Source organism: Pseudomonas sp. AL 58, assembly GCF_036348395.1.
GTDB lineage: Bacteria > Pseudomonadota > Gammaproteobacteria > Pseudomonadales > Pseudomonadaceae > Aquipseudomonas > Aquipseudomonas defluvii.
The window spans coordinates 59,463-86,262 of the sequence record NZ_JAZBQR010000003.1 but is presented as its reverse complement, the minus strand read 5'-3'; the positions used below and the strand labels follow the sequence as shown (position 1 = coordinate 86,262).

Sequence of the window (26,800 nt, the reverse complement as noted above, 5' to 3'; positions counted from 1 at the left end):
GACCTGCTCGAATTTACTTGCGCTTCATCGAGAGGAAGAACTCGTCGTTGGTCTTGGTCTGCTTGAGCTTATCGATCAAGAACTCAATGGCCGCAACTTCGTCCATCGGGTGCAGCAGCTTGCGCAGAATCCACATGCGCTGCAGTTCGTCGTCGGCGGTCAACAGCTCTTCGCGGCGAGTACCGGAACGGTTGATGTTGATGGCCGGGAAGACGCGTTTTTCAGCGATCTTGCGGTCCAGAGGCAGTTCCATGTTACCGGTGCCCTTGAACTCTTCGTAGATCACTTCGTCCATCTTCGAACCGGTTTCAACCAACGCAGTGGCGATGATGGTCAGCGAACCGCCTTCCTCGATGTTACGCGCAGCACCGAAGAAACGCTTTGGCTTCTCCAGGGCGTGGGCATCGACACCACCGGTCAGTACCTTGCCGGAGCTCGGGATGACGGTGTTGTAGGCACGGGCCAGACGGGTGATGGAGTCGAGCAGGATGACTACATCCTTCTTGTGCTCGACCAGGCGCTTGGCCTTCTCGATCACCATTTCAGCCACTTGTACGTGGCGGGTTGGCGGCTCGTCGAAGGTCGAGGCAACCACTTCGCCACGCACCGTGCGCTGCATTTCGGTCACTTCTTCCGGGCGCTCGTCGATCAGCAGAACGATCAGGTGGCACTCGGGGTTGTTACGGGTGATGTTGGCCGCGATGTTCTGCAGCATGATGGTCTTGCCCGCTTTTGGCGGTGCGACGATCAGGCCGCGCTGACCTTTACCAATTGGCGCGCAGAGGTCAATGACCCGGCCAGTAAGGTCTTCGGTGGAACCGTTACCGGCTTCCATCTTCAGGCGCACGTTCGGGAACAACGGCGTCAGGTTTTCAAACAGGATCTTGTTCTTCGCGTTTTCTGGACGGTCGAAGTTGATGGTGTCGACTTTCAACAGTGCGAAGTAACGCTCACCTTCTTTCGGTGGGCGGATCTTGCCAACGATGGTGTCACCGGTGCGCAGGTTGAAGCGGCGGATCTGGCTAGGCGAAACGTAGATATCGTCAGGGCCGGCCAGGTAAGAGGCATCCGCCGAACGCAGGAAACCGAAACCGTCCTGGAGAATCTCCAGCACGCCATCACCGGAGATTTCCTCGCCGCTTTTCGCATGCTTTTTCAACAGGGAGAAAATCACATCTTGCTTGCGCGAACGGGCCATATTTTCTATGCCCATCTGTTCGGCCATTTCGAGCAGATCGGTAATCGGCTTTTGCTTGAGTTCAGTCAGGTTCATAAGGGGAGTGACGTAATCATGTAAGAAGGGAGAATTAAGCTTCTGGCTTAATGAAGCCGCGCCGCAAAGAAGGCGACAGGATCGCGTACTGATTCGAATTGGGGATGCGTCGGCGACGGCGTGCAGAGGGCACCGAAGAAACAGTGCGAGGCCGAATGTACCACTTGCTTTTTCTGGCGTCTAGTCACCGAGCAAAGAAAAGCCCCGACAAATGCGGGGCTTTTTTGACTCAGATATTGGCGTCCAGGAAGGCCGCCAGCTGAGACTTCGACAGTGCGCCGACCTTGGTGGCCTCGACGTTGCCGTTTTTGAACAGCATAAGGGTAGGAATACCACGCACGCCGTGCTTGGCTGGCGTTTCCTGGTTTTCGTCGATGTTCAGCTTGGCGACGGTCAGTTTGCCCTCATAAGTGGCGGCGATGTCGTCCAGCACTGGAGCGATCATTTTGCAAGGGCCGCACCATTCAGCCCAGTAGTCCACCAGCACTGGGCCCTCAGCCTTCAGCACTTCCTGCTCGAAGCTGGCGTCAGTGACGTGTTTGATAAGATCGCTGCTCATGGAAGTCTCCAAGGTCGTAAGCAAAAAAACGTCGCCCATCATAGCCGCCCAGATGGCGGACAGGAAGTCGCAGGCGATTGAGTGTAACTATAGTTGTGGATGACTTTGCATATCGATTTGTCACAACAACGTCACATTCCCCCGTGCAACCTGCGCCATATCAAGCCTTCCTACACTGCGCGTTGGCGTCAGCGATGGATCATGTCAGGATTGGCGGGTTAAAGACCGAGAACCCATGATCATGCCGCAAACCACAGCCAAGAACCTGTCCTTGATCGCTGCTATCGACCTGGGCTCCAACAGTTTTCATATGGTCGTCGCCAAGGCCATCCACAGCGAGATCCGCATTCTTGAGCGGCTCGGTGAAAAGGTTCAGCTGGCCGCCGGCATCAATGAAGAGCGCCAGCTCAGCGAAGAATCCATGCAGCGCGGGCTCGATTGCCTCAAGCGCTTTGCCCAGCTTATCAACGGTATGCCTGACGGCGCCGTACGTATCGTCGGTACCAACGCCCTGCGCGAGGCCCGCAACCGCGGTGAGTTCATCCGCCGTGCCGAGGCCATTCTCGGCCACCCGGTCGAAGTCATTTCCGGTCGCGAAGAAGCCCGCCTGATTTACCTGGGCGTCTCCCACACCCTGGCCGATACGCCGGGTAAGCGCCTGGTTGCCGATATCGGCGGCGGCAGTACCGAATTCATCATTGGCCAGCGCTTCGAGCCGCTGCTGCGCGAAAGCCTGCAAATGGGCTGTGTCAGCTTCACGCAGCGCTACTTCCGCGACGGCAAGATCACGCCCGCTCGTTATGCCCAGGCCTACACGGCAGCACGGCTGGAGCTGATGAGCATCGAGAACGCCTTGCACCGCCTGACCTGGGATGAAGCCATTGGCTCGTCCGGCACCATCCGCGCCATTGGCCTGGCCCTGAAATCAGGCGGCCAGGGCTCGGGCGAGGTTAATGCCGAAGGGTTGGCGTGGCTCAAGCGCAAGCTGTTCAAGCTCGGTGATGTCGAGAAAATCGACTTTGAAGGGATCAAGCCAGATCGCCGGACCATCTTCCCGGCCGGCCTTGCCATCCTCGAAGCCATCTTCGACGCCCTGGAACTGCAGCGCATGGATCACTGCGAAGGTGCCCTGCGCGAAGGCGTGCTGTACGACCTGCTGGGCCGCCATCATCACGAAGACGTGCGTGAACGCACGCTCGGCTCGCTGATGGAGCGCTACCACGTCGATCAAGGCCAGGCCGCGCGCGTCGAGCGCAAGGCCCTGCATGCCTTCGATCAGGTAGCGGCGGCCTGGGATCTGGAAGACGGCATCTGGCGTGAACTGCTGAGCTGGGCAGCCAAGGTACATGAGGTGGGCCTGGATATCGCCCACTATCACTACCACAAGCACGGCGCCTACCTGATCGAGCACTCGGACCTGGCCGGGTTTTCCCGCGAAGACCAGCAAATGCTGGCGCTACTGGTACGCGGTCACCGGCGCAATATTCCCAAGGACAAGTTTGCCGAGTTCGGCGACGACGGCGTCAAGCTGATTCGTCTGTGCGTGCTGCTGCGCTTTGCCATCCTGTTCCACCACATCCGTGGTACTCAACAGATGCCGCAAGTCACCCTGCATGCCGCAGGCGATAGCCTCGACGTGGAGTTCCCGAAGGGCTGGCTGGAGCAGAACCAGCTGACCCAGGCCGACTTCGCCCTTGAGGCGGAGTGGCTGGCCCGGGTCGGCTTCGTCCTCAGCGTACGCTGAGGACCGGGTTGCTCAGGCGCTCAAGCAGAGTCGCCTGGGCACTGCGCGGGTTCTGGTTGCCGGTTGGCATGCTGCGTACGTAGCGGCCGTCCGACTGCAGAATCCAGGCGTGGGTGTTGTCGGTCAGGTAGCCTTCCAGCTCCTTTTTCACCCGCAGGATCAGCTTCTTGCCCTCGACCGGGAAACAGGTCTCCACACGCTTGTCGAGGTTGCGCTCCATCCAGTCGGCACTGGAAAGGAACATCTGCTCCTCGCCACCATTAAGGAAGTAGAACACCCGCGTGTGCTCAAGGAAGCGACCGATGATCGAGCGCACATGGATGTTATGCGACACACCGGCGATACCTGGGCGAAGGCAGCACATGCCGCGCACCACGAGATCGATACGCACCCCGGACTGGCTTGCCTTGTACAACGCACGGATGATCTTCGGATCGGTCAGCGAGTTGAACTTGGCGATGATGTGCGCCGGCTTGCCGTCGAGGGCAAACTGGGTTTCACGCGCGATCATGTCGAGCATGCCCTTTTTCAGGGTAAACGGCGCGTGCAGCAGCTTCTTCATGCGCAGGGTCTTGCCCATGCCGATCAACTGGCTGAACAGCTTGCCGACGTCTTCGCAGAGGGCATCGTCAGAGGTCAGCAGGCTGTAGTCGGTGTACAGGCGGGCGTTGGCAGCATGGTAGTTACCCGTACCCAAGTGCGCGTAGCGGACGATCTCACCGGCTTCGCGGCGCAGGATCAGCATCATCTTGGCGTGGGTCTTGAAACCGACCACACCGTAGATCACCACAGCACCTGCGGCCTGCAGGCGGCTGGCCATCTGCAGGTTTGACTCTTCATCGAAACGCGCGCGCAATTCGATCACCGCTGTGACCTCCTTGCCGTTACGCGCCGCGTCGACCAGCGCGTCAACAATTTCCGAGTTGGCCCCACTGCGGTAAAGCGTCTGGCGCACGGCCAGGACATGAGGGTCCTTGGCGGCCTGGCGCAACAGATCGACCACCGGAGTGAACGACTCGAAGGGGTGCATCAGGAGAATGTCCTGCTTGCTGACCACGCTGAAAATATTCTCGCTGTTCTGCAACAGCTTGGGGATGGCCGGAGTGAACGGCTTGTATTGCAACTCAGGATGGCTATCCAGGCCGGTAATGCTGAACAGTCGGGTCAAGTTGACCGGCCCATTGACCCGGTACAGCTCGCTCTCGCTCAGGCTGAACTGCTTGAGCAGGTAATCCGACAGGTGCTTGGGACAGGTATCGACCACTTCCAGACGTACCGCATCGCCGTAACGACGCGAGAACAGCTCGCCACGCAGGGCCCGCGCCAAGTCTTCGACGTCCTCGGAATCGAGCGCCAGGTCGGCGTTTCGGGTTAGTCGGAACTGATAGCAGCCCTTCACCTTCATGCCCTGAAACAGGTCATCGGCGTGGGCATGAATCATCGACGAGAGGAACACATAGTTGTCGCCCGGGCCGCCGACGTCTTCCGGCACCTTGATGACTCGCGGCAGCAAACGCGGTGCCGGGATGATCGCCAGGCCGGAATCGCGACCAAAGGCGTCAATCCCTTCAAGCTCGACAATGAAGTTCAGGCTCTTGTTCACCAGCAACGGGAACGGGTGCGTCGGGTCGAGACCGATCGGTGTAATGATCGGAGCGATCTCGTCGCGGAAGTAGCGCCGTACCCAGGTCTTGAGCTTGGTGTTCCAGTAGCGACGGCGGATGAAGCGGATCTGGTGCTTCTCCAGCTCCGGCAGCAACACGTCATTGAGGATCGCATACTGGCGGTCGACTTCACCGTGAACCAGCTCGCTGATGAGCGCCAGCGCCTGATGCGGCTGCAGGCCATCGGCACCCGCCTGTTCACGGGCAAAGGTAATTTGCTTTTTCAGGCCCGCTACACGAATTTCGAAGAACTCATCCAGGTTACTGGAGAAGATCAGCAGGAACTTGAGCCGCTCCAAGAGTGGATAGGACTCGTCCAGCGCCTGTTCCAGCACTCGAATGTTGAACTGCAGTTGCGACAGTTCCCGATGGATATACAGGCTACTGTCGTCCAGGCCCGGAATGGCGATTGCCGGGGCAGCGGCCACCACAGGGGCCTCGACCACGGGCGCTTCCACCACAGGTGCCAGAACCGCTGCCGGCTCTGGCGGTGTTTCTACCATCGGCTCAGGCACTGGCTGGGCATCCTTCATAGCAGCGTCATTAAGCACTTCGTTATTCATCTAGCGTTCCTGAAGGGCGTTACTGCCCTCTCATCAATTGAGCAGCGCGAACAGCGAAATAAGTCAGGATGCCATCAGCACCTGCTCGTTTGAAAGCGGTGAGCGACTCAAGGATAACCCCTTCGCTGAGCCAGCCATTCTGAATGGCTGCCATGTGCATGGCGTACTCGCCACTGACCTGGTAGACGAAGGTCGGAACCTTGAACTCTTCCTTGACCCGATAAAGGATATCCAGATATGGCATGCCGGGCTTGACCATTACCATATCAGCACCTTCGGCCAGGTCGGCGGCCACCTCATGCAAGGCTTCGTTGCTGTTGGCAGGATCCATCTGATAGGAGGCCTTGTTGGCCTTGCCCAAGTTAAGTGCCGACCCGACCGCATCGCGGAACGGGCCGTAATAGGCGCTGGCGTACTTGGCCGAATAAGCCATGATCCGCACATTGACGTGACCGGCCAGCTCCAGCGCCTCGCGAATCGCCTGGATACGACCGTCCATCATGTCAGAGGGCGCAACCACCTGTGCACCCGCTTCGGCATGGGACAGTGCCTGACGCACCAGGGCATCGACGGTGATGTCGTTCTGCACATAACCTTCTTCGTCGAGGATGCCGTCCTGACCATGGGTCGTGAACGGGTCCAGCGCGACGTCGGTGATCACACCCAGCTCAGGGAAACGTGCGCGCAATGCACGGGTTGCACGCTGGGCAATACCCTCGGGGTTCCAGGCCTCGGCAGCGTCCAGCGACTTCTTCTCGGCCGGCGTGACCGGGAACAGCGCCAGCGCCGGAATGCCCAGCTTGACCCATTCGTCGGCTGCCTCGAGCAGCAGGTCGATGCTCAGACGCTCGACACCGGGCATCGACGCGACTTCTTCACGGCGATTCTCGCCGTCCAGCACGAATACCGGCAGGATCAAATCATCGACAGTCAGAACATTTTCGCGAACCAGACGACGGGAAAAATCATCGCGACGGTTGCGACGCAGGCGGGTGGCAGGAAACAAACGGTTAGCGGGGGTAAAGCTCACGGCAGACTCCTGAGCCCGCGCAGGCGGGCGAGCGCGACAGTTATAAGCAGCCATTATGACGCGTGTATGACAGCTATGGGCAACCCTGCGACTTGAGGACGCAGACATTGTCCTTGTAGGAAATGTTCACGTCGAGACACATTTGGACACTTTCCCGAACGCGCTCGAAGGGGTAGGCTGCGCGTTCATTTCGCCCAGCTCCCAGAAAATGCTCCAACAATTCCTACAGGATTTCGGCTACTTTGCCCTTTTTCTCGGTACCTTTTTTGAAGGTGAGACCATTTTGGTGCTTGCCGGATTCCTTGCGTTCCGCGGATATATGGACATCAATCTGGTGGTGTTAGTTGCTTTCTTCGGCAGCTACGCCGGCGACCAGCTCTGGTACTTCATGGGCCGCCGGCATGGGCGCAAGCTGCTGGCGCGCAAGCCGCGCTGGCAACTGATGGGCGACCGCGCACTGGAACATATTCGCCGTCACCCGGACATCTGGGTACTCAGTTTCCGCTTTGTCTACGGTTTGCGTACCGTCATGCCAGTGGCCATTGGCCTGTCCGGCTACCCGCCACGCCGCTACCTGCTACTAAATGGCCTCGGTGCCGCCATCTGGGCTGCGGCACTGGGCGCAGCTGCGTACCACTTCGGGGCCATCCTCGAAGGCCTGTTGGGTAACGTGAAGCGTTACGAACTATGGGTGCTCGGCGGTTTGCTGCTGCTTGGTGGCGTGTTGTGGCTGCGTCGGCGCTTCAGGGCCGCTCGTATTGCCAGGAAAGAAGCGGCTGACGCGGTGCAAGCCAATATGGCGGCTGGTGTGGAGGCCGATCAGGGCGAGGACACTGACGCCGCTGTAAGCGAGCAGCATGAGCCACCCCGGCGTCGTAACAGCCCATAACCCCACCTGCCCGGCCAGCGCCATGGCCGGCAGATTCAGTAGCAACCGCGCGCATTCCAGCCGAAAGGCCCAGGGCCGATTCTCCAGCACGGCGCCCAGTGCATACAAACCCAACGCCGTCAGGCACCAGCCCAGGCCAAGCGCCGCCAGCGACAACTGCTCACCCTGCGCCAGCAGGTAGCTGCCAAAGGCGACGTAAACGGCAAACTGCACCACCCCGTACAGTTGCATTGGCCAGCCCAACGGGACCTCGAACTTCTGGAAACGACTCAGGTCCTGCTTGGCATGCGGATAACGCCGAGCCACATCGACCGGGCGCCAGCCAGTCGGCATGAACCAGATTCGCACCGCGTCCCACCAGCGCTCAGCGCGCCGGGCGTCTGCCCACAACTGCGCATAAACCTGCAGGTTGGCCCAAAGCGGGTTCCAACTGGCCAGGGGCGTGGTCACACCGAAAACAACCGGTTCCTTGTCGTCTTCCTCACAGAACGTGCCGAACAGGCGATCCCAGAAAATGAACACACCACCATAGTTACGGTCCAGGTACACAGGGTTCTGAGCATGGTGTACACGGTGATTGGACGGTGTAACAAACACCCACTCAAACCAGCCGAGCTTGGGAATATGCCGGGTATGCACCCAGAACTGGTACAGCAGGTTCAGCGCCGCGACGCTGACAAATACCAGCGGTGGCACGCCCAGGACAGCCAACGGCAAATAGAAGATCCAGGAGAAAATGAAGCCGGTACTGGTCTGGCGCAAAGCAGTGGACAGGTTGTAGTCCTCGCTCTGGTGGTGCACCGAATGTGCCGCCCAGAGCACATTGCGCTCATGCCCGAAGCGGTGCAGCCAGTAGTAACAGAAGTCATAGCCAACAAAGGCCAGCCCCCACACCCAGAAGCGCTCGGCAGGCAGGGCAAACAGCGCCAGATGCTCCCAGGCCACGGCGTACGTTACCAAGCCAACGCCCTTGGTCAGCAAACCACTGGTGGTCGACAGCACACCTGTGCTGAGACTATTGATAGCATCGGCCACGCGGTAATTGCGCATGCCCCGCCAATGGTCGGCCAGCAGCTCCAGCGCAATCAGCACAAAGAAAAAAGGCACCGCATAGAGGATGAAGTCCATGGCCCGTCCACCGTCAGATTGTTCACCCAGATTAGGCCGGGTTCGCTGGAATCCCTATGGCGACAACTGCCAAATTAGAGGACATTTAGCGCCTCGAATCGGGAGGAGTAAGCATGACTAAAAAAGTTGCAGTAATTCTGTCCGGCTGCGGCGTCTACGACGGTGCGGAAATCCACGAAAGCGTGATCACCCTGTTGCGCCTCGATCAGCGCGGCGCCCAGGTGCAGTGCTTTGCACCCAACATTGCCCAGATGCATGTGATCAACCACCTGACCGGCGAAACGATGCCCGAGTCGCGTAACGTGCTGGTGGAGTCGGCTCGCATTGCCCGCGGCAGTATCAAGGACCTGCAAGAGGCCGATGCCAAGGACTTCGATGCCCTGATCGTGCCTGGTGGTTTCGGGGCAGCAAAGAACCTGTCGAATTTTGCCACCGAAGGCGCGGGCTGCAGCGTGCACCCAGACGTGCTGGCCGTGGCCGAAGCGTTCGCCGAAGCCGGTAAACCGGTGGGGCTGATCTGCATTTCGCCGGCCCTGGCAGCCAAGATCTATGGCCCGGGAGTGATCTGCACCATCGGCAACGATGCCGGCACCCGCGCAGCGATCGAAAAAATGGGCGGCACCCACCAGGAATGCCCGGTCGATGAGATCGTCGAAGACACTGCACGCAAGCTGGTAAGCACCCCGGCCTACATGCTGGCCCAATCGATCAGCGAAGCAGCCGCGGGTATCAACAAGCTGGTGGACCGGGTGCTGGAGCTGGCCTCGCAGGACGACTGAGTCGCCCTACCCCGGGAACTCGCGTGCCAGGCGCGTGAGGATGCGGTCCAGCGAGTTGGCGAATGCCTGCTTCTCGCGATCACCGTAAGGCGCCTGGCCACCCCCCACCTGGCCCTGCTCACGCAGATCGGTAAACAGGTTACGCACCGCCAGGCGCTCGCCCATGTTGTGTGGGTCAAACTCACGCCCACGTGGGTCGAGCGCGGCGACACCCTTCTTGATCAGGCGATCGGCCAACGGCACATCGCTGCAAATCACCAACTCGCCGGGGACCGCATGTTCGACGAGGTAATCGTCGGCAGCATCCGGACCACTCGGCACCACGATCAGCCTGACACACGCAAACGCGGGCTTGATCTGGCTTTGCCCAGCGACCAGCACCACCTCGAGTTGGCGCTTGAGGGCGAATTTGACGACCTGATCCTTGGCTGCCTTGGGGCAGGCATCGGCATCGATCCAGACACGCATGGTTATATTTTCCGGAAGAACAGGCGAACAGTATCCCTGCTCGCCTGCCCGGCTTCAAATCAACCGACCTGCACCCGGCGCTTTTCAGCCAGGCGGCTGCGCCCATACAGTGTCGCAACCGCCAGCAGCGCCACAGCCTGAGCCGCCAGCGAATAGGCGTCAGCGTGAATGCCCAGCCAGTCGAACTCAAAGAACGCCACAGGCCGAGTACCGAAGACACCGGCCTCTTGCAGCGCCTTGACCCCATGCCCGGCAAACACTACCGAAAGGGCGCAGAGCAGGCCGGCATTGATGCTGAAGAACAGGGCCAACGGCAGCTTCGCCGAGCCACGCAGAATCACCCAGGCCAAACCAACCAACAGCACCAGTGCCGTGGCCCCACCGGCCAGCACCGCGTTGTGGCCCGCCGGGCCCGCTTGCAGCCAGAGGGTTTCGTAAAACAGCACGACCTCAAACAGCTCGCGGTAAACCGAAAAGAATGCCAGCAAGGCAAAGCCAAAACGCCCACCGCCACTGACCAGGCTGCTCTTGATGTAATCCTGCCAGGCAGCCGCATGACGGCGATCATGCATCCACACGCCAAGCCAGAGCACCATCACACTGGCAAACAGTGCCGTGCAGCCTTCAAGCAGTTCGCGCTGGGCGCCGCTGACATCAATCACATAGGCGGCCAATGCCCAGGTTGCCAACCCCGCCAGCAACGCCAGCCCCCAACCAATGTTCACCCCGCGCACCGCTGCGGCCTGGCCGGTGTTGCGCAAAAAGGCAATGACAGAGGCCAACACCAGAATGGCCTCCAGGCCCTCGCGCAGCAGAATCAACAGACCGGAAACAAAGCTCAACGACTGACTCAGGCCACCGCCACCGAGCAGTTCTTCGGCTTTGGCCAGCTTGCTCTTGGCAACCTCAAGCTTCTGGGCAGCCTGAGCCACTGGCAAACCGTCCTGCAGCGACTGCCGGTAGGCCATCAACGCCCGCTCGGTGTCCTTGCGCGCGTTGGTGTCGAGGTTATCGAGCGAGCTTTCGACCAGTTCGAAGCCTTCCAGGTAGGCGGCAACGGAAAGGTCGTAGGCCTGTTCGCGATCACCGGCCCGGTAAGCTGCCAGGCTCTTGTCCAGCGTACTGGCGGTATAACCCAACAGTTGTGAGGCGCCACGCTGCACCTGCGGCGGCTGGGCTCGCTGGGCGCGGAACACGGCGACGGCATCAGCCCCTTCGTTGGCCTGGACCTCCAGAGGGGTATGCCGCGCCAGATCAGCGAGGTTGAATTTCCTGTCACTCTTGGCCTTGGCCGGGTCGGCGGTGAAACCTGCGATGTAGGCAGCCAAATCCCAACGCTGACGCTCATCAAGCTGATCGGCAAACGACGGCATGTCCGTGCCTTCGATACCCAGGCCGAGGGTGTTGTAGAGGTCAAACAGGCTCAACCGGTCCAGCCGCTCGCTGCTGGTCAGGTTGGCGGGCGGCGGCGTCAGGCCTACACCTGCCGGGCCGTCACCCACACCGTTGTCACCGTGACAGACAGCACAATGCTGGGCATACAACGGGGCGCCACGAACAGGGTCAGGCGTGATGACCGGTGCCTGGCTTACCTCATACGCCGCCGCCAACTGAGCCCCCAATTGCCGGGCCTGAGTGGCCACCACGGTTGCTTCCTCACGCTGGCTGACCGCCTCACGCAATTGCGCCACACCCTGCTCCAGTGCCTGGCGCTCAGGGCGCTGCGGCAGCGCACTGATCAAACCCTGCAACACCCCCAGGAATTCAAGCTGCTCACGGTACTCAGAAGGGTCTACCACCTTCCCTGCCTCAACGGTTGCCGGGTAATCGGCGCCAATGTAATCGAGTAGGTGCAATGCCTGGGCGGCGCCCTCAACCGTACCGGCAAACAGAGAGGTGCTGCTCAACGCCAACACTGGCCAAAGCAACCAGGCAAGCAAACGGAAGCGGGAAGTCATGAGCGAATCTCGAACAAGAATGCGTGGCATTACATTGTTCACTTCCATTGATTCACACTCAAGGCTTGCGAAGGTCTGCCTTGAAAAAAATTGTCACAAAATCAGGTGGTAAACGCCCTGCGTGTAATCCGCCGCCCGTCGGGTCGTATTCTCTGATGGCAAAACAGGAAGATCCCGAGTCAAAACGCCATTAGTTAGCCAGCAAATTGCGCTTATAATGCCGCGCCATTTCATATAGCGAATGGAAATTTAGGCTCCTCTGTTAATGAGGATTTGGAACTAGCCGTTCAAAGGGATAACAGCCTCCCGCCTGTTGTGGCTCTTCATTGATCAGGGAAGAAGGTTTCAGATGGCATCCCGTGTCCTTACCGTCGCATCACTCTGTGCGATCGTCCAACTCACTGGTTGCGCGGCTTTTCGCAACTACGACAGTGAACTCCAACAAACCAACCAACACTTGAGCAGTGGCAACGTCGATGCGGCCCTCGCTTTGTTGGAAAAAAACAATAAAGGCGAAGACAAGGACCTGCTCTACTACTTCGAGAAAGGCGAACTGCTGCGCTCCAAAGGCGATCTGGCGGCCAGCCAACAGGCGTGGCACCAGGCCGACAATGTCGTGTTCAAATGGGAAGAGTCGGTAAAGCTGGACACCGGCAAGTACCTGGCCCAGTTCGGCAGCTACCTGGTCAATGACAAGGTGCGCCGTTATGAAGGCTACGACTACGAAAAAGTCATGCTCAGCACCCAGATGGCGCTGAACCTGCTGGCCCTGAATGACTTCGATGCTGCCCGTACCGAAATCAAGAAGACCCACGAGCGTGAAGCGGTCATTGCCGAACTGCGCGACAAGGAATACCTCAAGCGCGAAGAAGACGCCGAGAAAGAAGGCATCAAGACCGAGTACAAAGACCTGCAGGGTTATCCGGTTGCCGCGCTCGACGCGCCAGAAGTGGTCGGTTTGAAAAACAGCTACCAGAGTGCCTTCAGCCACTACCTGTCCGGTTACGTCTATGAAGCCTTGGGCGAACGTGGTCTGGCCGCGCCAGGCTACCGCAAGGCTGCCGAATTGCGCCCGAACACCCCACTGTTGGAGCAGGCGCTTCTCGACCTGGACAAGCCTGCGACCAAAAACAACGACAGTGACGTGCTGATCGTGGTGCAAAGCGGTCTGGCGCCAGCCCGTGACTCGATTCGCGTGCCGTTGCCACTGCCCATCAGCGGTAATCTGGTGATCACCCCGCTCTCCTTCCCGATCATCAAGGAAGACACTTCCACGCCGCGGTTTTCGCAAATCGGGCTGGACCGCAACACCCTTGAGCTGACGGCCCTGAACAGCACCACCGCCATGTCTCGCCGCGCACTGCGCGATGACATGCCCGGTATCATCCTGCGCACCAGCGTGCGTGCGATCAGCCGCGGCGTCGCCCAGAAGCAGCTCAACGACACCAACCCGCTGGCCGGTCTGGCCGTCGGCATCGCCTCGGCTGTCGTCGAAGGTGCCGACACCCGCACCTGGCGCACCCTGCCAGACGATACCCAAGTGGTCCGCGTACGCATGAGCCAGGGCGAGCACACCCTGAGCCTGCCTTCGAACCTGGGCGGCACACAGGTCAAAGTCAAAATCGAGCGGCCCTATCAGGTCGTGACCCTGCGCGTGGTCGGCAGCCAGGTCTACGCCGGCGGCCCGGCTACCCAAGTCATCCCGAACACCGCTGCCCAGGCTGTCGCCAGCATCAAGTAACCCAAAGGAAGCGCCATGCGAATCAAACTCCTCGCAGCCTTGACCACCGTTGCCCTGCTGGCCGGCTGCGCGACCCCGCCGCCACCAGCACCCGGCAGCGCCGCCAGTAAAGTCGTGGTCATGGGCAAGTTGAAAAACATTGAAGTCGGCCAGATGCGGGTTGCCCGCGAGAACGGCTTTCTCACCGTCAAGGTGTCACTGAACAACACCAGTAGCAGCAACAAGGCGATGTTCTACCGCTTTGCCTGGCTGGGTAACGATGGCTTCCCTGTAGCCGACGAAGAAGGCTGGAAAACCCTGACCCTGTACGGGTCGCAATCCAGCATTCTGCCGGCCATCGCGCCCGTGCCACAAGCCACCGACTTCCGTCTCGAAGTCCAGTCGCAGTAATTCGATTTTCAGGAGATCCATTTTATGTTCGCACGTTTTTCGATCCTCGCCGTTGTCGTAGCCCTGGCCAGCGGTTGCGCCAACAACTCCCCTGTTCTGGGTGGCAAGAACATTGGCTACGGTGACAGCAAGGCCGTCGAACTGGTCACCAACGAGTTCGGCTCCACTGACCTGCAAATGATCGCCGAGAGCATGACCCGGTCGCTGGCCCAGTCCGGCATCCTTCAAGGCCGTCCTGTCGTGCAGGTCTACGATGTGAAGAACAAGACCAGCGAGTACATTGATACCCGCGAAATCACCACATCGATCAAGACCCAGTTGATGAAGTCCGGCACTGCGCGCTTCGCCAGCGACAACACCCAGATGCAAAGCCAGGTCGACCAACTGAAACTGCAGAACCAGAGCGGTCTGTACAAGAAAAACACCGTGGCCAAGACCGGCAACATGATCGCGGCCAAGTACCGTCTGGAAGGCTCGATCAGCTCGATCGTCAAACGCAGCAGCGACTACAAGGACGTCTTCTACAAGTTCAGCCTGCAATTGATCGACGTCGAAAGCGGTCTGGCCGAGTGGATGGACGAAAAAGAAATCCGTAAGACCACGGAGCGCTAAGCAATGCGTGCATGGATTGCAAGCCTCGGCCTGGCGTGTGCGTTCAGCGCACACGCGGCCCCTAAAGTCGCGGTCACCGACCTCGCCTATCAGGAACGTGTGGAGGAATACATCCACACCGTTTCCGCGCAACAGAGCTCCAACGCAAGCATGTACTCGGCCAACAGCTCGTCGAGCTACAACGAGTACGAGAGCAGCCAGAGCTACGTCGAGCAGACCGAACTGCGCAAGTTCAGCGGTGACATCAAGGGTGAGATTCTCAAGACCGGAATGTTTCAGCTGGTACAAGGCACACCCTATACCGCCAAGGCCAAAGAAGACGTCTACGACGTCATCAAACGGATCAAGAACGGTAATTTCAAGGGTGCTGACTATGTGCTGTTCGGCACCTTGTCGGACATCGACTTCCAGCGTGATATCACCTCGCTGGATCGCACTGACAGTTACTCCGCAGTGCTCGGCCTGACCCTGGTCGCCGACTTCAGCCTGATCAACACCAAAACCTTCGAAATTACCTCGGCGTTTACCGCCATGGGCGAAGGCCAGGACACCAAGCTGGTCAATGGTGACGATGTGCGGGTCACCCTGAACCGGCCACGTGTGGTCCGTGAAGTCTCCAAGGAGCTGGGCATGGATGTGGCTCGGCAACTGAGCGAGCAGCTTGGCCAGGCAATGCCGGAACACGAGCGGCGCCCGATGCGCAACAACCTGCCGCCGGACGAACCGGCGCAGATCCTGCGCTAAACAACAAGAAAGGCGACCCTGGGGTCGCCTTTCTTGTTTCTACCGGGGCAGTTGGCGCCCGGAACTCAGACCGTCGCCCGACGCAGGGTCGCCAGCAGCGCAGCAGCGCCCACGAACAAGCCGGCAAAGGTACGGTTCATGCGCCGCTGCTGCTTCGGAGTACGGAGCAAGCGCAGCACCCGTGCCGCCAAGCCGGTGTAACCCGCCATGACCAGCAGGTCGACCGCGACCATGGTGGCCGTGATGATCAGGTACTGCGGCAGCAGGTCCAGGTGCGGGTTAATGAACTGTGGCAGTACCGCCAGCATGAAGACCAGCGCCTTGGGGTTGCTGATGTTCACCAGAAAACCGCGGAACACCAGGCTCAGTGGCTTGCCAATCGGCCGCACGGCGGCGTTGTCACTGAGGTCGGCGGGCAATGCACGCCATTGTTTGACGGCCAGGTAGACCAGGTAGCAGACCCCGAACCACTTGATGAACTGGAAGGCCGTGGCGGATGCCGCCAGCACCGCCCCCACGCCCGCGGCGATGATCGCAATCTGCATGATCAACCCCAATTGCAGGCCCAGCGCATTCCAGTAGCCCCGCCAGAAGCCATACTGCAGGCCACAGGACATCGAGGCAATGGCGCCAGCGCCCGGAGACAGGCTAATCACCCAACATGCAACAAAGAACGCCAACCATGTTTCCAGCGACATGACACACCTCAGCGGGGACTCTAGTACAAAGCCCAACGCTAATGCGCCGCTGGAAAAAACGCCACGGTTTTTTTGACCGCCGATCAGTTGCCCTTCGGCGCGTCCTCACCCACCAACGGTAGCGCATCAGCGCCGCGCCAACGCCGTACCGACTTCTGGAAGAACTGGCTGTTGGGCACCTGCACCAGTGCACCGCCAGTCTCGGGCAGCTCGACCAGCGTGGTGAACAACAGGTTGATGGCAATGACACGGCCTTTGACACCCGGCTTGTCAGTGGTGTCCACCAGCTCGACCACATCACCCAGACGGAACGGCCCAACGGTGAAGATCAGCACCGCGCAGAGCAGGTTGGACAGCACACTCCACATGGCAAAGAACGCGACCGCTGCGACGGCGACAAACCCCGACAGTGCGGTCCAGAGCACGGTGGCCGACACGCCCAGACGCTCCAGCACGACAATCAGTGCGCTGCCCATGATCAGCCAGCGCAGGCCACCGCGCAGCGGCATTATCAACTCTGGCGGCAACGGGTAGCGTTGCGCCAGCCGGCTCAAACAGCGTGCGACCACACGCTGCAGGAAAAAGGCCGCGACCAGGATCAGCAGGATCTGCAAACCGAGCCACAAGGGCTCGATCCACTCCACCGGCAGCAACTGTCGCAACGCCGCCATCACGACAGTGCCTCCAGCTCCGCCTGCATGGTCTCCAGCACTTCCAGCGCCTCCATCCAGGCCTCCTCCAGCTCGGCCTCACGGCCCTTGAGCTGGGCCTGGCGGGCCAGCAGCTCACGCAACTCATCCTTGCGGGCAGCTTCGTAAAGGGCACTGTCGCCGAGGCTGGCTTCGACTTTCGCCAACTGCTCATGCACGGTGCCCAGCTCACGCTCGAGCTTTTCCGCTTCGCGCTTGTGCGGCGCCAACTGCTGACGCAGCGCTGCCGCCGCCTGACGCTGGGCTTTCTTGTCGGTCTTGTCGGCGTTGGCCGGTGCACTGCTGACCGGGGCATTACGCTGACGGTACTCCGCCAGCCAGCGGGTGTAGTCGTCCAGGTCTCCATCGAAGGTGTCGACCTTGCCGTCGGCCACCAGCAGGAACTCGTCGGTGGTGCTCTTGAGCAGGTGACGGTCGTGGGATACCACCAACACTGCACCGCTGAACTCCTGCAACGCCATGGTCAACGCCAGGCGCATTTCCAGGTCCAAATGGTTGGTCGGTTCGTCGAGCAGCAGGAGGTTCGGCCGCTCCCAGGCAATCAACGCCAGCGCCAAGCGGGCTTTCTCGCCACCGGAAAAATTCAGTACCGGCTCGTCGAGTCGACCACCACGGAAGTCGAAACCACCCAGGAAGTCGCGCAAGGTCTGCTCACGCTCGGTCGGTGCCAGGCGTTGCAGGTGCAGCAATGGGCTGGCTTTGCTGTCCAGCGAGTCGAGCTGGTGCTGGGCGAAGTAGCCCACCACCAGGTTCTCACCGCGCACCAGGCGTCCAGCCAGCGGCTCAAGCTCGCCTGCGAGGTTCTTGATCAGGGTCGACTTGCCCGCACCGTTAGGGCCAAGCAAGCCGATGCGCGCACCTGGCGCCAACTGCAGCTTGACCTTCTCCAGAATGGTTTTATCGCCATAGCCCAGCCGCGCTTCAGAAAGGTCGAGCAAGGGGCTGGAGATTTTCTCTGATTCGCGGAAGGTGAAGTCGAACGGCGAGTCGACATGGGCCGCCGACAACTCCTCCATCCGCTCCAGGGCCTTGATCCGGCTTTGTGCCTGACGGGCCTTGGTGGCCTGTGCCTTGAACCGGGCGATGTACTTCTCCATGTGCGCACGTTGGGCCTGTTGCTTCTCATAGGCCTGCTGTTGCTGCGCCAGGCGTTCGGCACGGGCACGCTCGAACGCGCTGTAACCACCCCGGTAGAGGGTCAGTTTGCACTGCTCGACATGGGCCACATGGTCGACCACCGCATCAAGGAAATCGCGGTCGTGGGAGATCAACAGCAAGGTGCCGGGGTAACCCTTGAGCCAGTCTTCCAGCCAAAGGATCGCATCCAGGTCAAGGTGGTTGGTCGGTTCGTCGAGCAGCAACAGATCGGACGGGCACATCAGCGCCTGCGCCAGGTTCAGGCGCATCCGCCAGCCACCGGAGAAGTCACCTACCCGGCGTTCCATCTGCTCATTGCTGAAGCCAAGGCCCGCCAGCAACTTGCGGGCACGGGCATCAGCCGTGTAACCGTCGGCACTGTCGAGCTCGATATGCAGGCGGGCCACAGCGGTACCGTCGTGAGCCGACTCCGCTGCCTCCAGATCGCGCTGGATGGTGCGCAGGCGCTCATCACCATCGAGCACATAGTCCACGGCCAGGCGCTCGAGGGTATCGACCTCCTGACGCATGTGCGCGATGCGCCAATCGCCCGGCAGCTGACAGTTACCGGCGTCGGGCGTCAGCTCACCGCGCAGCAATGCGAACAGGCTGGATTTACCGGCACCATTGGCGCCGATCAGGCCGGCTTTCTGGCCGGGGTGCAGGGTGAGCTCAGCGCCTTCTAGCAGGCGCTGTGGACCACGCTGTAAAGTGAGGTTCGATAGTCTGATCATAATGGCCGCGAAGTCTACCAGCTTCGCCGCCAACTGGCGCGAGTGGGACCATGTACACCGACCTGTGGAATTTTGCCGTGAGCCTCTATGCCCGTCCGGGGGTGGAAGCGGCCTGCCTGAGCCTGCAGGACCAGGGGGGGAATGTCTGCCTGCTGCTCTGTGCTACCTGGCTGGAAGCCCGTGGTGTAAAGCCCGATGCCTCCCGCGTGGCACAGTTGCAACAGTTGGCCGAACCCTGGCACCGCCAGGTGGTGACGCCACTACGCTCACTGCGCCAGCAATGGCGCGAAGCAGCAAGCCTGGACCCAGCGCAGGCTCGCCTGCGCGAACAACTCAAGGCACTGGAGTTGGCCGCTGAACGCGAGCTGCTAGAGCGCCTGCAAGCGGCCTCGCTGGCGTGGCCAGTCGCAGAAGTGACTGAGTCGGATTGGCTGGAACGACTGTCGCCGGATGGCGTTAAGGCGTACCGCGACGCGTTGCAGAAGCTACGCGTCGCGGCAGCAAGCACTCAAGACGCGGTCGACGGCGACTGAGCAGCAGGGACTACCGGGCTTGCAGGTGCAGCCGGTTGTGCAGCGGCGGCTGGTGCTGGCGTGGCCGGACTTGCAGGCTTGGCAGCGACAGGCTTGGCTGGGGCTTTCGCAGCGGGTTTAGCAGCCGCCCGAACTGGAGCCTTGGCCGCGGCTGGTTTGGCTGGGGCTTTCGCAGCGGCAGCTGGTTTGGCAGCGGCCTTGACTGGCGCCTTGGCGGCGGCAGGTTTAGCAGCCGGCTTGGCAGCAGCGGCAGGCTTGGCAGCAGCGCGAGCAGGCGCCTTGGCAGCAGCGGCTGGTTTGGCAGCAGCGCGAGCGGGGGCTTTGACCGCAGCAGGCTTGGCAGCAGCAGTTTTAGCGGCAGGTTTGGCCGGGGCCTTCGCAGCGGTGGCTGGCTTGGCTGCAGCTCGGGCAGGTGCCTTGACGGTCGCAGGTTTGGCCGGCGCTTTGGTTGCAGCCGGTTTGGCAACTGCTTTGGCAGTGGTCGGTTTGCTGGCGGCGGTAGCGGTAACCGCTGCCTTGTCGCTACGCAGGGTCAGGACTTTGCTGGCAGCCTCTTTTACTTTGCCCACGCCCTGGGCAAGCTTCAGGCTTTCCTGAGCATCGCGCTTGAGCTCAAGGATATAGGTGCGGGTTTGTGCCTGACGCTCCTTCAATGCATCGAGCAACTCCTCAAGCTCCGCTACGGCATTCTTGGCCTTGTTCTGTGCCTTGGCCTTGCCTGCAGTGGCAGCGTCCTGAAGTTTGAGGCGCGCTTTATGAAGTTTTTCCTGTGCCTTGCCACGTTGTTTTTCCAACTTGGCCAACAGTTTTTCTGCATCAGCCAGCGCTTGCGAGCAGGCGTTTTCCAAATGCTCAAGCAGGCTGCTGGAGAGTTGATGGAGCAGGTGTAACGGCGTACTTACTGGCTTCTTATTGGCCGACATGGCTTACCTCCTGGCTGATGTAGTTGCGGCTCATACTAGTCTTCTGCTGCTATCGCCGCTAGGGCATGTTGACCGTAATGGATGCGCCGCGTTGCATGCCTGGGCAAAGTGCGTATCGTTGCCGCTGGAGGCAAGTGTAGATGCTACTGGAAACACTGCCGATAAAGCCTTGGACAATACCTTCAGGCTGGCATAATTGTGCTTCTCCGAAACCTGGACCCTTGCCATGCCGCGCTACTTTCTACTGCCGTTTCTTGTCTTGCTGTCACCGGCCATGGCGCAGGCAGATGGCAATGCCAACGACGCTCATGACCTTGCTTACAGCCTGGGCGCCAGCCTCGGAGAACGGCTACGCGAAGAGGTCCCGGACCTGCAGCTCAAGGCATTGATCGACGGCCTGCAACAGGCCTATCAGAACAAGCCACTGGCCCTGAGTAAAGCGCGCATGGAGGCACTGCTCAGCCAGCACGATGCCCAGGCCAACGACGCCGCAGCACAGGCGCAGAGCGAACAGCTACTCGGAGTTGAACGCCGCTTCATGGCCACTGAACGTGCCAGGGCCGGCGTACGAGAGTTGCCGGAAGGTGTCCTGGTCAGCGAGCTGGTAGCAGGCACTGGGGCCAAGCCCACCAGCGGCGGCAAGGTTCAGGTTCGCTATGTCGGCACACTTCCAGACGGTACGGTCTTCGACCGAAGCGAACAACCGCAGTGGTTCAGCCTGAACAGCGTGATTGAAGGGTGGCAGGTGAGCTTGCCGCAGATGGCGACAGGCTCAAAATGGCGGCTGGTCATTCCTTCAGCGCTCGCATATGGCGCTGAAGGTGCAGGGGACTTGATTGCGCCGTACACGCCTCTGACGTTCGAGATTGAACTGCTCGGCGTAGCAAATTGACGGTTCAGGCCTGAACCGCGCCCTCTTCCTTGTGCGCGTTGTGCAGCACCTCGATCAGGCAGTCTTCCAGCTCAAAACGCTCATGCAACAGGCCGCCCAGTTCCTGGAGTTTCTTGGCGAAACGCTCGGGGTCGTTGCAGTTGCCTTTGTCGCAGTGATCGTTAAAGGCAAGGGCAATCTGGGTAATGTCGTCGATACGCGGGCTGATCTGTTCGGCCAACTCCAGGCTGCGGTTATCACCAAAAGCCTTGGCCTCGCTGACCAGTTGCTCCTGCACCTCGAAGTGCCAGGCCGACACATAGTCCACCAGCACCGCACAGAAATCCCGATTCATGTCCTTGTCGGCGAAGGCCGGCTTTGCATCGCGCAGCTTACGGAAGGCTTCCACCAGCTCCGCCCGCTCCTCCAGCCAGCGGTCAATCAGCCGATGAACCCCACCCCAGCGTTCCTGAGCATTCTGACAACTATCGAGCATGGCGATCTCTTCCCTTCAGGGTCGTGCTGCACTACACCGCGTCACGCATTGTTGTGACCGGTTGAAAGCAGCAAACCGGCATAGCGTAGTTTTTTTGTCTGCGTGCTGGGGAGATTATTCCCGTGCGCCCATGCCTTCAAGGTACGCAGGCGACAAAGTTCATACAAGTGTTTAATCCTGCGACGTAGCGCCGCTCATCTACAAAGCTGTTCCAGGTCAATCGAATCAGCGACTTGCGATACTGCCGAGCATGCTGCCAAGGGGTCAGAGGCGTGCCATTCGCCTACGGGCCATCCGTATACGCAGGCCAACAAACGTCACGGTCAGGGTAAAAAGCGTCAAGACCATGAACGCCAGCAGGCTCCATTCAGGAACACTCAGGTCCATGAAGGTCCAACTGATTCGCACGCAGTCCGGGCTCCCCAGCAGCATGGCCTCCAGCACCTGACTCCAGGACCGTGTGTAGACCAGGTAGCCCAAGGGCGGATGACACTCCATTTCAGGCACGAATGAAGCACTTTGCAGCCAGATATGCCGGGCCGCCAGCAAGACCCCGAGCACGGCACACACCAAGGCCACAGCAGCGTAGCGACACAGCCCGCGCAGTCGTGGTCGCTGCAGTAACGCGCCCAGACAGACAATGGCGAACAACGACAGCAGGATGCGCTGGCTCAGGCACAAGGGACACGGCACCAGGCCGAGACCTAACTCCAGGTAGAACGTCCCCCCCAATATGGCCAGCGATGCCACAAAGGCCAGGAGGAACAAGGAGCGCAAACGAACCAACGGCATGAAGAATTCCAAGAGCGGAATGAAGGGGCATCAACGGTAGAGGAAAGCCACAACCCCTTTCAATACGAGCCCTTCGGGACTCTTCGCCAACAAAAAGCAGAAAGTACGGCAAACCAGAAGGGACTGGCGAGAGGCCGCCGAAGGCACAATAAACCACATGCCGTAGGAATAATTACCCAGTCGTACAGACCCGCCGTGCCAGGCGGGCCTGCACACAGTGTTGCTAGCTGCGAACACCCTCAGGCAAGGGGAGCGCCAGCAGACGCTCGTCCAGCAGCACCAAGCCTTCCTGAAACAACTGATTGCTGCGCTCGGTATCACCCAACCCCGCCAGCAAACGCGCCAGCTCGGCACAGGTCTCGGGGTTACGCTGCAGGTTCAGGCTGCTTTCCAGGTAGTCACGTGCCTTACCCCACAGGCGGTTTTGCAGGCACAGACGACCGAGGGTCAACAACAGGCTTGGGTCATCAGGGTGCAGCTTCAACCAGCCTTCGGCTGTCTGCAACTGACGTACAGGATCTTCACCCCGGACCAGCCCATAAAGACGGGCGAGATGGCTCTCGTACTGACGTTTGAGCGCCGTACGCAACGCCTTTTCAGCCTGAGCCTCGGCACCCAACTGGCGCAGTTGCTCGGCGTAGGCCAGCACCAGTTGCGGCTCCTGGCGCTGCGCCGAGGTCAACTGTTCCCAGGCACGCGCCAATGATTGAAGCCCGGTCTGGTCGTCGTTTTCACGGCGGGCTGCCAGTGACAGGTTCTCACCCCAGGCGCGCTGCTCCAACTCGCTCAGCTCGGCAGCCGGCAGGGCTTTTTCCTTGCGCAAGGCCGGAAACAAACGGATCAAAGCAGACCAGTCGCCGCGCTGTCGATGCAGGCGTTGCAACTGGCGCAGCACCTGAACACTGTGCGGATGGCGATCATGCATGGCTTGCAGGGTCTCCAACGCTCCATCGAGGTCGCCACGGTCGGTTTGCAACTGGGCATGACTCAGGGCGATGGCCAGTTCGGCCTGGGGCTGACGCTCCAGGGCACGCTCCAGCAGGTTGTCGCAGTCTTCGGTACGGCCAAGTTCGTTGGCAGCACGGGCAGCACCGAGGTAGTAGAGCAAGGGCTGACGCTCAGCTTCGGCGGCACGGTGCAGGTTGCGCTGGGCGCTGGCCCAACGGCCTTCGGCCAGATCCAGTTGGCCCTGTTCGATGGCCAGGCGAGTACGCCGGTCGCGGTTACGCCGAGACCATGGGTTGACCACCCCACCCGAGACGAACACCACACTGAGCAGGTAGCGAACAAGCAAAAACAGCAGCCACACCCCAAGCAATACCGCCAGCGTTGCCCACACACTGGACTCATAGCGGAAGAAGTTGCCGTAGGAAATCAACACGTAGCCACTGTGGTGTGCCATGCCGATACCTACCAGCGCGGCCACCGCAATCGCCACGACCGTCAACAGGTAGACACGCTTCATGGGCGCGCCTCCTCAGTTGCCTTGCCGGCTGGCACTTCTTCGGCAGGCAGATGACGACGCTCGATATACGCCTGAACCGCACTCAGACTTTGCGCCAGATCCGGCGTGACAACCGATACCGGCGCGTCAGCCAAGGCCTGCAAACGCTCAAGCATGATCCGGCTTTGTGCATGATCAGGGTTGAAGTTGGCCAGCAGCACGCTGCGCGCTTCTGCCAGCGCCTGGGCATACACTTTCGGCTCGCCATTGAGCGCAGCCCACTGGGCTTGCTCAAGCGTCAGGCTCAAGGCCAGACGAACCTGATTCAGCGCCTGCCCGGCCAACAATGGCCGGATGTTTTCATCGGCATTGAAATCGATGCGAATGTAGCGGGAAATCTTGTCCCACCACTGCGACCAACGGCTTGCGCCATCACCATCGGCGATCAAGGCTGAATCGCCTTCAGCCTTGACCTGGAAGTCTGGGGCCAGTGCGCTCAACTGCACCACTTGATCACGCAGCGCGGCCAATTGCAGGAACAGCCCGGTACGGTCTGGCTGCTCTACGCTGTGCAGTGCGGCCAGGCTATTGGCCAACTGCTCGCGGGCGGCGAAAGCACCCGGGTCGCTTTGCTCACGCAGAATGTCATCAGCACCCTGAACCAGGGCGCGGGCACTGGCAATGTCCTGCAACGCCGACAAACGCAGGCTGGCCAGACGCAACAGGTGCTCGGCCTCTGCCAGCCGCCAGTCTTTGCGGCTCGCCCCCAACACACTTTCCAGGCGCTGACTCAAGCGTTGCTGGTCGCCCTGCAACTGCGCGACCAGGCGGCGACGGTCTTCCAGCTCGGCGGCCGGTGGCAGGCCGGCAAGCTGCGCCGAAAGCTGCTGCTCACGTGTTTGCAGAGCCTCGGCCAAGGTGTTCAGCGCTTGCAAGTGTTCGCCCTGGGCCTGATCGGCGCCTTGAAGCTGACGTACTTGCCATACGCCCCAGCCCCCCACGGCTACACCCGCGGCACCCAGCAACAGCGCGAGAATCGCCAAACCATTACCGCCGCGCTTTGCCGCTGCGGCAGGCGTTTGTTCTGGCGCCTCGGGCGCCGACTGCACTTCATCGTTGGGCAAGACAGTTTCGCTCACGTATCCATCCTTTGCATTGAGGCACGTCGCCAATCAGCTTAGCGCCTTAGAGGGCAGGTGCAGGAGTTTCCCGCAACGCCGCCAGCAAGGCCGCGGCATTGGCACCGCGACAATCTATTACATTCAGGGCACCGGCTGCACGGGCCTGGGCTGCCACCCGAGGGCTCGGCACAAAAATAGGCAACCGCGCCAACTGCGGCCAGTCCTCGCCGGCCAATTGCTGCAAATGTTCAAACCCTTGGCCGCTGCTGACCACCAGGCCATTCAAACGCTCTTCCTCGACACGCCGCTGCAATGCCGACGGCGGGTAGACAGGCAGGCAACGTCGGTACAATTCGAGGTAGTCGACACTAGCACCTTGTTCGGCCAAACGCTCGGCCAACAACTCACGCCCGCCCTCACCGCGCATGATCAATACACGCGCATCGGGCCGGTTAATCGCCTCATGCAAGGCGGGCAACTGCAAAAGTGCCTCGCTGTCATCGCCAGTGCGGGGGTAATGCACCTCCCGGCCATGCGCTTCCAGAATCTGCGCCGAAGCAGCGCCGACCGTGAACCAGGCTTGCTGCGGCGGTTGCGGCCAGTAGTGATCAAGCTGCGCCAAGCCCAGGCGCGCCGCCGGTTTGCTCACGACGATAACCGCACAGTAGCGATCCAGGTGGGCCACCGTGCTGCGCTGCGCGGCATCAAGCGCCAGTGGTTCGATTTCCAGCAAAGGCAAACTGCTGCTGAAGACGCCGCTCTGCGCTAGCGTTTGCGCCAGCGCTGCACCATCTTCGGCCGGCCGCGTAAGCAGCAGACGCCAGCTGCTCACGGGTGACCGGCCTCGCCATAAACAGCCTTGAGGATCTCACCGGCCCCCTGCTTGAGCAGGTCTTCGGCGACCCGAACACCCAGCGCCTCGGCATCGGCGCGTGGCGCACGCGCTTCGGCGTTGAGCAACGTGCCACCGCTGGGTTGACCTACCAGGCCGCGCAGCCATAGCTGATCACCTTCAAGCACGGCATAACAGGCAATCGGTACCTGACAACCGCCGTTGAGGTGCTTGTTCAACGCCCGCTCGGCGCTGACACGGTCGGCGGTGTCGCGATGGTGCAGCGGCGCCAGCAACGCATGGATTTCACTGTCGGCACTGCGGCATTCGATCCCCACGGCACCTTGGCCGCCGGCGGGCAGGCTGTCATCGACACTGATGGTAGAGCTGATACGGTCTTCAAAGCCGAGGCGGATCAAGCCGGCAGCCGCCAGGATGATCGCGTCGTACTCACCCGCATCGAGCTTGGCCAGGCGGGTATTGACGTTGCCCCGCAGGAAGCGGATTTGCAGGTCGGGGCGACGCGCCAGCAACTGTGCCTGACGGCGCAGGCTGGAGGTACCGACCACGCTGCCCGCCGGCAGGCTTTCGAGGTTTGGGAAGGTGTTGGAAACAAACGCGTCGCGCGGGTCTTCGCGCTCGCAGATGCAATACAGGCCCAGGCCTTCGGGGAAGTCCATGGGCACGTCTTTCATCGAGTGCACCGCAATGTCGGCTTCGCGCTCAAGCAGTGCAGTTTCCAGTTCCTTGACGAACAGGCCCTTGCCGCCAATCTTCGACAGCGGTGAGTCAAGCAGCTTGTCACCGCGGCTGACCATTGGCACCAGCGTCACCAGCAGGCCGGGATGGGCTTCCTCTAGACGGGCTTTGACATATTCAGCCTGCCAGAGGGCAAGGGCACTTTTGCGGGTGGCAATGCGGATTTCGCGAGTGGACATGGAACGATCCGTACGAGAGAGTTGCTACG

Annotated in this window: 25 protein-coding genes and 1 pseudogene; 9 read left to right on the top strand and 17 right to left on the bottom strand. The window is 60.6% G+C overall.

What is annotated here, in order from left to right; all coding sequences use genetic code 11:
* Nucleotides 1–13 precede the first annotated feature (13 nt).
* A complete protein-coding gene (gene rho, locus UIA24_RS03445; protein ID WP_065758020.1) occupies nt 14–1,273 on the bottom strand; it encodes a transcription termination factor Rho in 1,260 nt (419 codons plus the stop codon).
* Between the two features lie 229 nt (nt 1,274–1,502).
* A complete protein-coding gene (trxA, locus tag UIA24_RS03440; RefSeq protein WP_099773297.1) occupies nt 1,503–1,832 on the bottom strand; it encodes a thioredoxin TrxA in 330 nt (109 codons plus the stop codon).
* A 241-nt stretch (nt 1,833–2,073) separates the two neighbouring features.
* Here trxA and ppx point away from each other — a divergent pair, with 241 nt between their 5' ends.
* Complete coding sequence (ppx, locus tag UIA24_RS03435; protein ID WP_065758070.1) at nt 2,074–3,576, top strand: exopolyphosphatase; 1,503 nt, start codon at nt 2,074–2,076, stop codon at nt 3,574–3,576.
* Here the strand turns inward: ppx and ppk1 are convergent.
* Nucleotides 3,563–5,803: a polyphosphate kinase 1 gene (ppk1, locus tag UIA24_RS03430; protein ID WP_065758022.1), complete on the bottom strand. Its 2,241-nt coding sequence runs from the start codon at nt 5,801–5,803 to the stop codon at nt 3,563–3,565. The two genes, ppx and ppk1, sit on opposite strands and share 14 nt — an antisense overlap.
* Before the next feature lie 19 nt (nt 5,804–5,822).
* The gene (gene hemB / locus UIA24_RS03425; RefSeq protein ID WP_065758023.1) at nt 5,823–6,833 is read right to left on the bottom strand and encodes a porphobilinogen synthase; all 1,011 of its coding nucleotides are present in this window, start codon (nt 6,831–6,833) and stop codon (nt 5,823–5,825) included.
* Nucleotides 6,834–7,041: 208 nt separating this feature from the next.
* Between hemB and UIA24_RS03420 the strand changes: the two genes are divergently transcribed.
* Nucleotides 7,042–7,722: a DedA family protein gene (locus tag UIA24_RS03420; protein WP_330522190.1), complete on the top strand. Its 681-nt coding sequence runs from the start codon at nt 7,042–7,044 to the stop codon at nt 7,720–7,722.
* 501 nt (nt 7,723–8,223) lie between these two features.
* Here the strand turns inward: UIA24_RS03420 and UIA24_RS03415 are convergent.
* Nucleotides 8,224–8,772: pseudogene (locus UIA24_RS03415) on the bottom strand (sterol desaturase family protein); the annotation flags it as partial.
* 191 nt (nt 8,773–8,963) lie between these two features.
* On the opposite strand from UIA24_RS03415, the gene elbB reads away from it, so the two are divergent.
* Complete coding sequence (elbB, locus tag UIA24_RS03410; RefSeq protein WP_099773294.1) at nt 8,964–9,629, top strand: isoprenoid biosynthesis glyoxalase ElbB; 666 nt, start codon at nt 8,964–8,966, stop codon at nt 9,627–9,629.
* Between the two features lie 6 nt (nt 9,630–9,635).
* Here elbB and UIA24_RS03405 read toward each other — a convergent pair whose 3' ends face one another.
* Complete coding sequence (locus tag UIA24_RS03405) at nt 9,636–10,097, bottom strand: YaiI/YqxD family protein (protein WP_065758026.1); 462 nt, start codon at nt 10,095–10,097, stop codon at nt 9,636–9,638.
* Nucleotides 10,098–10,156: 59 nt separating this feature from the next.
* The gene (locus UIA24_RS03400) at nt 10,157–12,055 is read right to left on the bottom strand and encodes a cytochrome c/FTR1 family iron permease (RefSeq protein WP_099776503.1); all 1,899 of its coding nucleotides are present in this window, start codon (nt 12,053–12,055) and stop codon (nt 10,157–10,159) included.
* A 349-nt stretch (nt 12,056–12,404) separates the two neighbouring features.
* Between UIA24_RS03400 and UIA24_RS03395 the strand changes: the two genes are divergently transcribed.
* The 4 genes from UIA24_RS03395 to UIA24_RS03380 are packed head-to-tail and all read left to right on the top strand — an operon-like array spanning nt 12,405 to nt 15,542.
* Nucleotides 12,405–13,796: a COG3014 family protein gene (locus tag UIA24_RS03395; protein ID WP_330522189.1), complete on the top strand. Its 1,392-nt coding sequence runs from the start codon at nt 12,405–12,407 to the stop codon at nt 13,794–13,796.
* Between the two features lie 15 nt (nt 13,797–13,811).
* Entirely contained in the window at nt 13,812–14,186 is a 375-nt protein-coding gene (locus UIA24_RS03390; RefSeq protein WP_065758028.1) for a YcfL family protein, read from the top strand.
* A 24-nt stretch (nt 14,187–14,210) separates the two neighbouring features.
* Nucleotides 14,211–14,798: a penicillin-binding protein activator LpoB gene (gene lpoB / locus UIA24_RS03385; RefSeq protein WP_065758029.1), complete on the top strand. Its 588-nt coding sequence runs from the start codon at nt 14,211–14,213 to the stop codon at nt 14,796–14,798.
* A gap of 3 nt (nt 14,799–14,801) precedes the next feature.
* Nucleotides 14,802–15,542, top strand: a complete 741-nt coding sequence (locus UIA24_RS03380) for a penicillin-binding protein activator LpoB (protein WP_065758030.1) — start codon at nt 14,802–14,804, stop codon at nt 15,540–15,542.
* A gap of 65 nt (nt 15,543–15,607) precedes the next feature.
* Here the strand turns inward: UIA24_RS03380 and UIA24_RS03375 are convergent, their stop codons facing one another.
* The 3 genes from UIA24_RS03375 to UIA24_RS03365 all read right to left on the bottom strand — a co-directional run bounded on the left by UIA24_RS03375 (nt 15,608) and on the right by UIA24_RS03365 (nt 18,821).
* Nucleotides 15,608–16,240: a LysE family transporter gene (locus UIA24_RS03375; protein ID WP_099773292.1), complete on the bottom strand. Its 633-nt coding sequence runs from the start codon at nt 16,238–16,240 to the stop codon at nt 15,608–15,610.
* Nucleotides 16,241–16,323: 83 nt separating this feature from the next.
* Nucleotides 16,324–16,911 (bottom strand): mechanosensitive ion channel family protein, encoded by a 588-nt coding sequence (locus UIA24_RS03370; RefSeq protein WP_065758032.1) that lies wholly within the window; start codon nt 16,909–16,911, stop codon nt 16,324–16,326.
* Nucleotides 16,911–18,821, bottom strand: a complete 1,911-nt coding sequence (locus UIA24_RS03365; RefSeq protein ID WP_102053249.1) for an ATP-binding cassette domain-containing protein — start codon at nt 18,819–18,821, stop codon at nt 16,911–16,913. The genes UIA24_RS03370 and UIA24_RS03365 overlap by 1 nt, the downstream gene beginning before the upstream one ends.
* A gap of 50 nt (nt 18,822–18,871) precedes the next feature.
* Here UIA24_RS03365 and UIA24_RS03360 point away from each other — a divergent pair, with 50 nt between their 5' ends.
* Nucleotides 18,872–19,354: a TIGR02444 family protein gene (locus UIA24_RS03360; protein ID WP_330522188.1), complete on the top strand. Its 483-nt coding sequence runs from the start codon at nt 18,872–18,874 to the stop codon at nt 19,352–19,354.
* Here UIA24_RS03360 and UIA24_RS03355 read toward each other — a convergent pair.
* Nucleotides 19,330–20,277 (bottom strand): AlgP family protein, encoded by a 948-nt coding sequence (locus tag UIA24_RS03355; protein ID WP_330522187.1) that lies wholly within the window; start codon nt 20,275–20,277, stop codon nt 19,330–19,332. The two genes, UIA24_RS03360 and UIA24_RS03355, sit on opposite strands and share 25 nt — an antisense overlap.
* 226 nt (nt 20,278–20,503) lie before the next feature.
* On the opposite strand from UIA24_RS03355, the gene UIA24_RS03350 reads away from it, so the two are divergent.
* Nucleotides 20,504–21,169 carry an FKBP-type peptidyl-prolyl cis-trans isomerase gene (locus tag UIA24_RS03350; protein ID WP_330522186.1) on the top strand — a complete coding sequence of 222 codons (666 nt, stop codon included), beginning with the start codon at nt 20,504–20,506 and terminating at the stop codon, nt 21,167–21,169.
* A gap of 4 nt (nt 21,170–21,173) precedes the next feature.
* Here UIA24_RS03350 and UIA24_RS03345 read toward each other — a convergent pair whose 3' ends face one another.
* The 6 genes from UIA24_RS03345 to hemC all read right to left on the bottom strand — a co-directional run bounded on the left by UIA24_RS03345 (nt 21,174) and on the right by hemC (nt 26,771).
* The gene (locus UIA24_RS03345) at nt 21,174–21,644 is read right to left on the bottom strand and encodes an Rsd/AlgQ family anti-sigma factor (protein ID WP_065758036.1); all 471 of its coding nucleotides are present in this window, start codon (nt 21,642–21,644) and stop codon (nt 21,174–21,176) included.
* Nucleotides 21,645–21,908: 264 nt separating this feature from the next.
* Nucleotides 21,909–22,436, bottom strand: a complete 528-nt coding sequence (locus tag UIA24_RS03340; RefSeq protein ID WP_099773287.1) for a disulfide bond formation protein B — start codon at nt 22,434–22,436, stop codon at nt 21,909–21,911.
* A 223-nt stretch (nt 22,437–22,659) separates the two neighbouring features.
* Nucleotides 22,660–23,901: a heme biosynthesis HemY N-terminal domain-containing protein gene (locus UIA24_RS03335; protein ID WP_099773286.1), complete on the bottom strand. Its 1,242-nt coding sequence runs from the start codon at nt 23,899–23,901 to the stop codon at nt 22,660–22,662.
* Nucleotides 23,898–25,019 (bottom strand): uroporphyrinogen-III C-methyltransferase, encoded by a 1,122-nt coding sequence (locus tag UIA24_RS03330; RefSeq protein ID WP_099773285.1) that lies wholly within the window; start codon nt 25,017–25,019, stop codon nt 23,898–23,900. Before UIA24_RS03330 ends, UIA24_RS03335 begins: the two co-directional genes overlap by 4 nt.
* A gap of 46 nt (nt 25,020–25,065) precedes the next feature.
* Nucleotides 25,066–25,833 carry a uroporphyrinogen-III synthase gene (locus UIA24_RS03325; RefSeq protein WP_330522185.1) on the bottom strand — a complete coding sequence of 256 codons (768 nt, stop codon included), beginning with the start codon at nt 25,831–25,833 and terminating at the stop codon, nt 25,066–25,068.
* The gene (hemC, locus tag UIA24_RS03320) at nt 25,830–26,771 is read right to left on the bottom strand and encodes a hydroxymethylbilane synthase (protein WP_065758041.1); all 942 of its coding nucleotides are present in this window, start codon (nt 26,769–26,771) and stop codon (nt 25,830–25,832) included. The genes UIA24_RS03325 and hemC overlap by 4 nt, the downstream gene beginning before the upstream one ends.
* Between the last annotated feature and the right edge of the window lie 29 nt (nt 26,772–26,800).